The 8739-nt window shown below is 46.6% G+C and carries 6 protein-coding genes and 3 tRNA genes; 5 read left to right on the forward strand and 4 right to left on the reverse strand.

The features are described from left to right. Positions 1-41 precede the first annotated feature (41 nt). The 3 genes from RH85_RS12005 to RH85_RS12015 all read right to left on the reverse strand — a co-directional run bounded on the left by RH85_RS12005 (position 42) and on the right by RH85_RS12015 (position 460). Positions 42-118, reverse strand: a tRNA-Pro gene (locus tag RH85_RS12005). A 154-nt stretch (positions 119-272) separates the two neighbouring features. After that, positions 273-348: transfer RNA gene (locus tag RH85_RS12010), tRNA-His, on the reverse strand. Positions 349-383: 35 nt separating this feature from the next. After that, a tRNA-Arg gene (locus RH85_RS12015) sits at positions 384-460 on the reverse strand. 289 nt (positions 461-749) lie between these two features. Here RH85_RS12015 and RH85_RS12020 point away from each other — a divergent pair. Further along, positions 750-1163 carry a c-type cytochrome gene (locus tag RH85_RS12020; RefSeq protein WP_006712519.1) on the forward strand — a complete coding sequence of 138 codons (414 nt, stop codon included), beginning with the start codon at positions 750-752 and terminating at the stop codon, positions 1161-1163. Between the two features lie 79 nt (positions 1164-1242). Here the strand turns inward: RH85_RS12020 and rep are convergent, their stop codons facing one another. Continuing rightward, the gene (gene rep / locus RH85_RS12025) at positions 1243-3261 is read right to left on the reverse strand and encodes a DNA helicase Rep (RefSeq protein WP_006712520.1); all 2019 of its coding nucleotides are present in this window, start codon (positions 3259-3261) and stop codon (positions 1243-1245) included. A gap of 214 nt (positions 3262-3475) precedes the next feature. On the opposite strand from rep, the gene RH85_RS12030 reads away from it, so the two are divergent. The 4 genes from RH85_RS12030 to ubiK all read left to right on the forward strand — a co-directional run bounded on the left by RH85_RS12030 (position 3476) and on the right by ubiK (position 8735). Continuing rightward, positions 3476-4057 carry a TetR/AcrR family transcriptional regulator gene (locus RH85_RS12030; RefSeq protein WP_006712521.1) on the forward strand — a complete coding sequence of 194 codons (582 nt, stop codon included), beginning with the start codon at positions 3476-3478 and terminating at the stop codon, positions 4055-4057. An 18-nt stretch (positions 4058-4075) separates the two neighbouring features. Continuing rightward, positions 4076-5182, forward strand: a complete 1107-nt coding sequence (locus tag RH85_RS12035) for an efflux RND transporter periplasmic adaptor subunit (RefSeq protein WP_006712522.1) — start codon at positions 4076-4078, stop codon at positions 5180-5182. A gap of 10 nt (positions 5183-5192) precedes the next feature. Further along, on the forward strand, positions 5193-8315 hold the full coding sequence (locus RH85_RS12040) for a multidrug efflux RND transporter permease subunit (RefSeq protein ID WP_006712523.1): 3123 nt from the start codon (positions 5193-5195) through the stop codon (positions 8313-8315). A 168-nt stretch (positions 8316-8483) separates the two neighbouring features. After that, positions 8484-8735 (forward strand): ubiquinone biosynthesis accessory factor UbiK, encoded by a 252-nt coding sequence (gene ubiK / locus RH85_RS12045; protein WP_006712524.1) that lies wholly within the window; start codon positions 8484-8486, stop codon positions 8733-8735. The last annotated feature ends 4 nt before the right edge of the window (positions 8736-8739 follow it).

Here is an 8739-nt window from a genome sequence, read left to right on the forward strand (position 1 = left end):
CAATTTGTGTGTTTAATGCATCTAAGCAGTAAACTAAATAGTGGTCGGTGAAGAGGGATTCGAACCCCCGACCCTCTGGTCCCAAACCAGATGCGCTACCAAGCTGCGCTATTCACCGACAAAGTATTTTTTTACTTGGTTTACGTTATAGAGAATCAATTCTCTGGTCCCGCTGATTCCAAGAGCCGAGATACACTACAAACAACACGATTCACCGACTTTAGTTTCTTCTCGATTTTCATCAAGAAAGGGAGCAAACGCTACCTGAATAATGGGGTGGCTAACGAGGCTTGAACTCGCGACAACCGGAATCACAATCCGGGACTCTACCAACTGAGCTATAGCCACCACTGTTTTTTTACCGATAATACTTCCGAGGCACATGGTGCGCCCGAAAGGATTCGAACCTTCGACCTTTGGCTCCGGAGGCCAACGCTCTATCCAGCTGAGCTACGGGCGCATGCCCTATCGGCGGAGAGGAATAATACGGATATCACACTATTGCGTCTAGTACTTTTTCAACTTTTTTTACCGTTTGACGCCTTTTTCAGCAACATAGACTAATTAAAAACCAATCCTGCGTGTGATGTACCCCCTGTCGCTGGGAAGTTATTGTTTATTGCAACAACTTATCGGGATATAATCACCTAATGTTTACATTGATTTAACAGCCTTGGCAGCTGTTCGTCAATTTACACACTAATAAAAGGTAAGCTTGAACTTACCCTCAGGAATGCACAGTGAGTTTAATGGATATGTCTCGAAAAATCTTAACCACCTTAATCGCTGCCGTCGCCTTTTCTGGCGCCGCCTTTGCAGCAAGTGTGAACCAAGAAGAATACGATGCGATAGCAGAAAGGATCAAACCTGTTGGTAATGTTTATTTAGCGGGCAGTGAACCTGTTGTTGCGGAACCAACCGGTCCTCGTGATGGCGCGAGTGTTTATGGAACCTTCTGTATTGCTTGTCATGCCACAGGCGTCAGCGGCGCACCCAAGATTGGCGATGCCGCAGATTGGGCACCGCGCATTGCTCAAGGCGAAGCGGTATTAAATGATCACGCCATTAATGGCTTCAATGCGATGCCAGCCAAAGGCGCATGTATGGATTGTTCTGATGAAGAAATCATCGCCGCAATCAAACACATGACTGACGGGATCTAAAAGACGCTTGAGGTTATATTCCGCGACAAAAAAAGGCTTGGTCGAAACCAAGCCTTTGTCTTTTGTAAGCCGTCTTTCACTACTTCTTATTAAACATCGACCTTAAATTGGCAATGTGTGCCTGCCCTTTCGCCATACGCTCTTCTTGAGTGACTGGCTTTTTGGTTTGCTCCCATTCAACATCGTCAAATGGCAATTCATCTAAGAAGCGGCTTTGCGTCGGTTTAAGCAACTCACCATATTGGCGACGTTCACGGCACATGGTAAAGGTCAGCTCTTTCTGTGCACGAGTGATCCCCACGTACATCAAGCGACGCTCTTCTTCGACATTATCTTCATCAATACTGGTTTGGTGCGGCAAGATGCCCTCTTCCGAGCCCAATAGATAAACATAAGGGAACTCCAAGCCTTTAGAAGCATGCAATGTCATCAATTGCACCGCGTCACTGTCTTCATCTTCTTCATTACGCTCCATCATGTCACGCAAGGTCAGACGCTGAACCACCTCTTTAAGCGTTTTCTCTTCTTGGTCGTAATTATCACCTTCTAAATCGGCCACAATCCAAGAATAGAGATCCGAGACGTTCTTCATCCGCATCTCGGCCGCTTTCGGACTTGCAGAAGTCTCATACAGCCAATCTTCATAATGGATATCACGCACCAGTGATCGTACCGCTTCAACCGTATCACCACGCTCCGCTTGGTCAGCGATCTTCACCAGCCAAGTCGTAAAGCGCTGTAAGTTCTCTAAACCTCGCCCTGTAAGGTGCTGCTCGAGCCCCATTTCAAAACTGGCCTCAAATAAGCTTTTACCACGCATGTTGGCGTAGCTACCGAGCTTCTCTAAGGTCACAGGGCCAATCTCACGCTTAGGCGTGTTTACAATACGCAGGAACGCGTTGTCATCATCTGGGTTCACTAATACTTTTAGATACGCCATGATGTCTTTGATTTCTGCACGGGCAAAAAATGAAGTTCCACCAGACAACTTGTATGGCACGCGGTTTTGCATTAATGACTTTTCAATCAAGCGTGATTGATGGTTACCACGGTACAGAATCGCATAATCGCGGTAATTAGTGCGGTTAAGAAACTTGTGCGCAATAATTTCACCCGTCACTCGCTCGGCTTCATGGTCTTCATTTTTCGCCAGTAGTACTTTGAGTTTTTCGCCATCGGGTAACTCAGAGAACAACGATTTTTCGTATACGTGTGGGTTGTTGGCAATCAGAATATTGGCACAACGCAGAATGCGGTTGGTTGAACGGTAGTTCTGCTCCAACTTGATCAACTTCAAATTGGGATAATCTTGCCCCAATAACACCAAATTTTGTGGCTTGGCACCACGCCACGAATAAATCGATTGGTCATCATCGCCAACCACGGTTAGTCGTTCACGCTGCCCCACCAACAAACGCACCAGCTCGTACTGACTGGTGTTGGTATCTTGATATTCATCCACCAGCAGGTAACGAATTCGGTTCTGCCAGCGCGTACGCGCCTCTTCATTCGTTCGCAGTAACAATACCGGCAATGCGATCAAATCATCAAAATCGAGCGCGTTGTAAGCTCTCATCTGTTTTTGATACATCTCAAAACAAAATGCAAACAACTGCTGTTGCTCACCTTGAGCATAAGCTTTGGCCTGCTCTGGTGTGAGCATGTCATTTTTCCAGTTGGATATTGCGCTCAGCAACTGACGCAATAAATCTTTGTCGCCATCCAATTGGGTTTCGGTCAGCTCTTTAAGCAGCGACAGCTGATCTTGGTCATCGAATAATGAGAAGCCCGCTTTTAAGCCAAGATGCTTATGCTCTCGCTTAATAATATTCAGCCCCAAGGTATGAAAGGTCGAGACCATTAACCCTTTTGACTCTTGTTTACCCAGCGTTTGACCCACTCGCTCTTTCATTTCGCGAGCCGCTTTATTGGTAAAAGTAACCGCAGCAATGTTGCGCGCCTTGTAGCCACATTGCTGAACCAAATAAGCGATTTTATTGGTGATAACGCGAGTTTTGCCTGAGCCTGCGCCTGCCAATACAAGACATGGGCCTGACACATACTTTACCGCTTGGTCTTGTCCGGGGTTCAGCTTCATGAAGGTCTCATTTCGAAAAAATATTGCCGCTTATAATAATAGTGCAACCTGCTTATTACCATGATTAATGGTAGGCCAAAAAAATTCATCCCAAACAAAGAAAAATCATTGGATTGACAAGATTTTTACAGATTAAGGGCCATACTATATTGCAAACACTGGTCGATTTTGGCCTAATAATGAATGAACGTTCATTCATTAGTGATAGGAAAAAATGTCAAGAAAGATCTCTTTAGATAAACATGCTCAAATTCTGGCGGCGGCTGAAAAGCTGATTGCAGACTCTGGCTTTCATGGCTTGTCGATGCAAAAAGTAGCCACGGAAGCTGGCGTTGCTGCAGGGACAATTTATCGATATTTTTCTGACAAAGAACAATTACTTAATGAAGTTCGACTTCATGTAGCCAAACGTATAGCCACAGCCGTTCAAAGCGGCGTAACGGACGACATGCCATTAAAAACGGCCTTCCATACTATGTGGCTAAACATTTGGAACCTGGCATCCTGTGAGATGGATGCACTAAGTAGCCGAGTCCAATATGAATCTCTTCCCGCAAGCAATGATCAGACGGTTAGGGAACTTGAGCGCAAAATGTTTGACCAAGTAGAGCGCTTGTTTATTGAAGGCAAGAAACAAAAAATCTTCAAGCAACTGGATAATCAGGTGCTGTTTGTTTTGAGCTTTGAATCAAGTGTCACCCTTGCAAGAAAGCATGCGCTGGGATTCTATAAACTGAAAGATGACGAGTTAGATGCCGTTATCGAAGCCAGTTGGGATGCAATAATTACTCATTAACTTGGAGTTCCAATTAGAATGAAAAAGTGGACTTTCTTCATGTTACTTATTGCGATACTACTGTTTGGTAGTGTGATAGGTTTCAACCTGTTCAAACAACATAAAATCGCCGAATATATGGCGAACCGACCCGAAGCGGAATTTCCGGTTACTGCCATCACAGTGAAATCGGTAGATTGGGTACCAGTGATCGAGGCGATCGGCTTCATCGAACCCAATCAGGGCGTTACCCTCGCCAATGAAACCAGCGGTATTATCGATAAAATCAGCTTTGACTCAGGCACAAAAGTCGAGCAAGACCAACTCTTGGTTGAGCTAGATTCTGCAGTCGAGCAAGCCAATCTAAAAAGTGCTCAAGCCAAAGTTCCAGCGGCAAAAGCCAAATACAAGCGTTACCAGGGCCTGTTTAAAAAAGGCTCCATCTCTAAAGAAGCACTGGATGAAGCAGGTGCAAATTACTTCTCCCTTGTTGCTGATGTCGAAAGTTTAAAAGCCTCTATTGATCGTCGTGAAATCCGCGCTCCCTTCGCTGGCGAGGTGGGTATTCGTAACGTCTATCTTGGTCAGTATCTGCAAACCGGCAGTGACATTGTGCGTCTAGAAGACACCAGTGTAATGCGTCTGCGCTTTACCGTGCCGCAAACCGATATCTCCCGCATTAACCTCGGTCAAACGGTTGAAATCTTTGTTGATGCTTATCCAGAACGTCCATTTGCAGGCTCTATCACCGCGATTGAACCTGCGGTTGCCGTACAAAGTGGCTTGATTCAAGTCCAAGCAGATATTCCAAACAGCGACAGTAAATTGCGCAGCGGTATGTTTGCTCGTGCCAAAATCATTTTGCCTGACGTCCCGGATCAGGTGACTCTACCTCAAACAGCCATTACCTATACGCTTTACGGCGACAACATCTATCTGATTAAAGAAGAAGATGGGGTTCAACGCGTGACGCAGCAAGTGGTAAAAGTCGGTGAACGTTCAGGTGACATCGCCCATATCCTCGAAGGGGTTAAGCCTGGAGATATGATCGTGACGTCAGGCCAAGTCCGCCTGAGTAATCATGCCAAAGTGCGAGTTGTCGAAGACACGGCGCTAACGCCACCTAAAGAAACACCAATGCTGTAACGGAGGCTTCATGCGCTTTACTGATGTTTTTATTAAACGTCCAGTTTTAGCGGTATCGATCAGCTTCTTGATTGCGTTGCTTGGTTTACAAGCAATCTTCAAGATGCAGGTGCGCGAATACCCTGAAATGACAAACACCATCGTCACCGTAACTACCGGTTACTACGGTGCCAGTGCTGACTTAATCCAAGGCTTTATTACTCAGCCCTTGGAGCAAGCCGTCGCTCAGGCCGACAACATTGACTACATGACCTCATCTTCTGTATTGGGCCAATCGACGATCACCGTCAATATGAAGCTCAATACCGATCCCAATGCGGCCTTGTCGGATATCTTAGCGAAAACCAACTCGGTTCGTTCCCAGCTACCAAAAGAAGCTGAGGACCCGACCGTAACCATGTCGACCGGTTCGACAACTGCGGTTCTGTATATTGGCTTTACCAGTGATGAGCTCTCATCCAGCCAAATTACCGATTACCTAGAACGCGTGATTAACCCGCAACTGTTCACGGTCAATGGCGTATCCAAAGTCGATATGTATGGTGGGATGAAATACGCACTGCGTGTTTGGCTAGATCCATACAAGATGGGCGCACTGGATTTAACGGCAACCGATGTGATGAGCGTATTAAGCGCCAACAACTATCAATCTGCGACTGGCCAAGCGGTCGGTGAGTTTGTGTTGTATAACGGCAGCGCTGACACTCAAGTGTCTAACGTGGATGAACTGAAAGCTCTGGTGGTTAAAACTGGCCAAGGCAACGTGATCCGTTTAGGCGACATTGCTAAGGTTACACTAGAAAAAAGCCACGATGTTTACCGAGCCAGTGCCAACGGCAAAGAGGCCGTGGTAGCTGCTATCAATGCCGCACCAAGTGCCAACCCAATCAACATTGCCGCTGATGTCCTTGCCCTGTTACCTCAACTGGAGCGTAACCTACCAAGCAACATCAAGATGAATGTGATGTACGACTCTACCGTCGCAATCAACGAATCGATTCAAGAGGTTATCAAAACCATTCTTGAAGCGGCGCTGATTGTATTAGTGGTTATCACCATCTTCCTCGGCTCCTTCCGTGCGGTTGTTATCCCTATCGTCACCATTCCATTGTCTTTGATTGGTGTTGCAATGGTAATGCAAGCCATGGGCTTTTCATGGAACTTGATGACACTACTGGCAATGGTATTGGCCATCGGTCTGGTGGTGGATGATGCCATCGTGGTATTGGAAAACGTTGACCGTCATATCAAAGAAGGTGAATCGCCATTTCGCGCAGCCATCATCGGTACTCGTGAAATTGCCGTCCCGGTTATTGCAATGACATTAACCCTTGGTGCCGTTTACGCCCCAATCGCGTTGATGGGAGGGATTACCGGTGCGTTGTTCAAGGAGTTTGCTCTAACACTTGCTGGCGCCGTATTCGTTTCAGGTATCATCGCATTGACGTTGTCGCCAATGATGTGTTCAAAAATGCTCAAAGCGACGGACACACCAAGTAAGTTCGAGCAAACAGTACACCGCTTCCTCGATAAGATGACGAACCGCTATGAGAATATGCTTAGCGCAGTGATGAAGCACCGTCCGGTAGTCATTGGTTTTGCCTTTATCGTATTCGCGGTATTGCCGGTCCTATTTAGCTTTATTCCTAGCGAACTGGCCCCTGCCGAAGATAAAGGGGTTGTGGTTCTTATGGGGACAGGACCTGCCAACGCGAACTTGGATTACTTGCAAAACACCATGAACGACGTGAATAAGATTCTGTCGGACCAACCTGAAGTGGAATACGCACAGGTCTTTACCGGGGTACCAAACTCAAACCAAGCCTTTGGTTTGGCAACCTTGAAACCATGGAGTCAGCGCGAAGCAAGCCAAGCTGAGATTACCAAGCGTGTCGGCGACTTAGTTTCTAGCGTTCCGGGAATGGCGGTCACCGCATTCCAGATGCCAGAACTACCGGGTGCAGGTTCAGGCTTACCAATTCAGTTTGTTATTACAACGCCAAACAGTTTTGAAAGTTTGTTTACCATCACCAGCGATGTTCTTACTCAAGTCATGAAGAGCCCGCTGTTCGTCTATTCCGATCTCGATTTGAACTATGGCTCTGCCACAATGAAAATCAGCATCGATAAAGACAAAGCCGGCGCTTATGGCGTAACGATGCAAGACATCGGTATCACCTTAAGTACCATGATGGCTGACGGTTACGTAAACCGTATCGACCTCAATGGCCGCTCTTACGAAGTGATCCCTCAAGTTGAGCGTAAATGGCGCTTAAATCCTGAGTCTATGGATAACTACTATGTAAGAACAGCCGATGGAAATTCAGTGCCACTAGGCAGCTTAATTACCATTGATGTGGTAGCCGCGCCGCGTGCCCTACCTCACTTCAACCAGTTAAATTCTGCATCAGTCGGAGCAGTACCCGCACCGGGCGTTGCAATGGGTGATGCTATCAAATGGTTTGAGGATGTGGCACAAAGCAGCCTACCGGCGGGTTACAACCATGATTATATGGGTGAAGCTCGTCAGTACGTAACCGAAGGTAGCGCGTTATATGCCACCTTTGGTCTGGCTCTAGCGATCATCTTCTTGGTGCTGGCGATTCAGTTTGAATCGATCCGTGACCCAATCGTTATCATGGTCTCTGTACCGCTTGCGATTTGTGGGGCGCTGATTGCGCTAGCGTGGGGCACGGCGACGATGAATATCTACTCGCAAGTTGGCTTAATCACCTTGGTGGGTTTGATTACCAAACACGGTATCTTGATTTGTGAAGTGGCTAAAGAAGAGCAACTACACAATAAGCTATCGCGTATCGATGCAGTAAAAGAGGCCGCTAAGGTACGTCTTCGTCCAATCTTGATGACGACAGCGGCTATGATTGCCGGCCTTGTACCCTTGCTGTATGCCTCTGGTGCCGGTGCTGAACAGCGCTTTAGTATTGGTATTGTTATTGTCGCTGGCCTTGCGATTGGTACCTTGTTTACCTTGTTCGTACTGCCAGTCATTTATAGCTACCTTGCAGAACAACACAAACCACTACCGGTCTTTGTTGAAGATAAAGATTTGGAAAAGCTGGCTCGTGTTGATGAAGCCAAAGCGGCTTGTCGTGAAGTGGGTAATCGCAGTTAGATAACCCTCTTACGTTGTAAATAGGCCACATTCGTGGCCTTTTTTGTGCGTTAAATTTGCGAAAAGTGATTCGACCACGAGTAAAGACTCGCTTTTTTACCATCAAAATGGCGACTTTCGCGTATCAATTACATAAAATGAAACCAACGATACAGGAGTATTATCCCCATGTTTGATCCAAAAAAGTTAGAGCAAATCGCGAAACAAATTCATGATTCAATGCCTCAGCCAGTGAAAGACCTTGGCTCAGACGTTGACCAAAAAGTTCGCCAAGTTATCCAAGGTCAGCTAAACAAGCTTGACGTCGTCAGCCGCGAAGAGTTTGACGTACAAACTCAAGTGCTACTGCGCACTCGCCAAAAACTGACTGAAATGGAAAAGAAACTGTCTGATCTCGAAGCGAAATTCGCAGACAAGTAGCGAG

It is taken from the genome of Vibrio ichthyoenteri ATCC 700023, assembly GCF_000222605.1.
Lineage (GTDB): Bacteria > Pseudomonadota > Gammaproteobacteria > Enterobacterales > Vibrionaceae > Vibrio > Vibrio ichthyoenteri.

What these genes read in the sequence shown, in the direction of transcription:
- RH85_RS12020 (WP_006712519.1), top strand. Translation starts at nt 750, where the DNA reads ATGGATATGTCTCGAAAAATCTTAACCACCTTAATCGCTGCCGTCGCC.
- rep (WP_006712520.1), bottom strand. Translation starts at nt 3,261, where the DNA reads ATGAAGCTGAACCCCGGACAAGACCAAGCGGTAAAGTATGTGTCAGGC.
- RH85_RS12030 (WP_006712521.1), top strand. Translation starts at nt 3,476, where the DNA reads ATGTCAAGAAAGATCTCTTTAGATAAACATGCTCAAATTCTGGCGGCG.
- RH85_RS12035 (WP_006712522.1), top strand. Translation starts at nt 4,076, where the DNA reads ATGAAAAAGTGGACTTTCTTCATGTTACTTATTGCGATACTACTGTTT.
- RH85_RS12040 (WP_006712523.1), top strand. Translation starts at nt 5,193, where the DNA reads ATGCGCTTTACTGATGTTTTTATTAAACGTCCAGTTTTAGCGGTATCG.
- ubiK (WP_006712524.1), top strand. Translation starts at nt 8,484, where the DNA reads ATGTTTGATCCAAAAAAGTTAGAGCAAATCGCGAAACAAATTCATGAT.